We start from the raw sequence: 1,380 nt of genomic DNA on the forward strand, positions 1-1,380 counted from the left end.
CTGAAGGGCCTCGTCGGTCATGATGGTCTCGAATTCAATGGGGGCCAGTCTGCCGAGGCGGTCCTGCCGTCTACGACGGACCCGGCCATCAGGTTGGTCGCAGTCGGCTGATGGGTGGTTACACCTGGCGCCCGGCGTCTTCGGCCCGCAGGATCGCCGGCAGAACCACGTGTGGCTCGGGGATCATCCCGGGTGTGACGCGGTGCCGGAATACCCAGTAGCTCCATGCCTGGTAACAGAGGATCACGGGCAGCGCCACGACCGTGATGGCGGTCAACACGCCGAGGGTATAGGTGCTGTGCGCCGCGGACTGCACTGTGATGTCGAAGGCACTGTCGATTGTGGACGGCAGCAGAACCGGGAACATGGCCAGGAAGATCGCGGCCAGTCCGAAAAGGCCGGTGCCGGCATAGCCGGTAAACGCGAGCCCTTCCCGGCCCGCGCGTGCCTGAGCCCATCCGACGCCACCGGAGACCACGGCGAGAAGGGCGACCGTCCACCCCGCCGGTCCGGCATCGTGCTCGAATTGCACCATCGCAATCCAGACGAGCAGCGGCAGCAGGCAGAGGGGAGCCCACCGGACGGCGAAACCGGATGCGCGCCGCCGCACTGGGCCGTCGGCCTTGAGCGCCAGGAATGTGGCGGAGTGGGCCAGGGCAAATCCCACCACGGCGAGGCCACCGACGAGGGCGGGCCACGAGAGCCAGGCAAAGGGGCCGCCGACGCGGTCGCCGTTGCCGTCGATCGGCAGTCCGATCGAGGTGAGGGCGAGCAGCGCGCCGATGAAGAAGGCGACGGCCGCGGAACCGAGGCCGATCATGTACGTCCAGAACGTTGCCCAGGCTTTCGTGGCGACCTTGCCGCGGTACTCGATACCGNCGCCCAGACCCTTGTGCCGACCTTGCCCCGGTACTCGATACCGACGGCCCGCAGGATGAGTCCGAGCAACGCGAGGGTCAGCGGCACGTAGAGGGCGGACAGTAGCGCGGCGTACCAGGGCGAGAATGCGGCGAAGAGGGCAGCGACGGCGGTGATGAGCCATACCTCGTTGCCGTCCCAGACGGGGCCGATGGTGTTGAGCATGACGCGGCGGTCGCGTTCGCTGCGGGTCGAGAAGATCATGTGCATGCCCACGCCCAGATCGAATCCCTCGAGCAGGAGGTACCCGGTCCATAGGAGGGCGATGGCGACAAACCAGATGATTGCAAGGGGTTCCATGGTTGTTCCTCGTCTCGTGGTCAGTAGGCAAACGCCAGCACGTCGTCGTGCTTGCCGTCTGGGTCGTCGACGTCGTCGTCCTTACCTACGAGTTCGGGCATTGCACTGGCGACTCCACCGCGCGTATACCGCACCAGCAGGTACACCTCGACGACCAGCAGA

The 1,380-nt window shown here is 66.4% G+C and carries 2 protein-coding genes; both read right to left on the reverse strand.

Going from position 1 to position 1,380, the window contains the following annotated elements; translation table 11 throughout:
* Window positions 1–118 precede the first annotated feature (118 nt).
* The gene (locus AYO52_RS18760; protein ID WP_216635347.1) at window positions 119–820 is read right to left on the reverse strand and encodes a cytochrome d ubiquinol oxidase subunit II; all 702 of its coding nucleotides are present in this window, start codon (window positions 818–820) and stop codon (window positions 119–121) included.
* A complete protein-coding gene (cydB, locus tag AYO52_RS18765; RefSeq protein ID WP_216635346.1) occupies window positions 817–1,218 on the reverse strand; it encodes a cytochrome d ubiquinol oxidase subunit II in 402 nt (133 codons plus the stop codon). The genes AYO52_RS18760 and cydB overlap by 4 nt, the downstream gene beginning before the upstream one ends.
* Window positions 1,219–1,380: the final 162 nt, after the last annotated feature.

It is taken from the genome of Dietzia sp. 111N12-1, from assembly GCF_001658045.1.
Classification (GTDB): Bacteria; Actinomycetota; Actinomycetes; order Mycobacteriales; family Mycobacteriaceae; genus Dietzia; species Dietzia kunjamensis.

Bases quoted from the DNA above. Each gene is read 5' to 3' on its own strand.
- AYO52_RS18760 (WP_216635347.1), bottom strand. From the start codon at position 820: ATGATCGGCCTCGGTTCCGCGGCCGTCGCCTTCTTCATCGGCGCGCTG.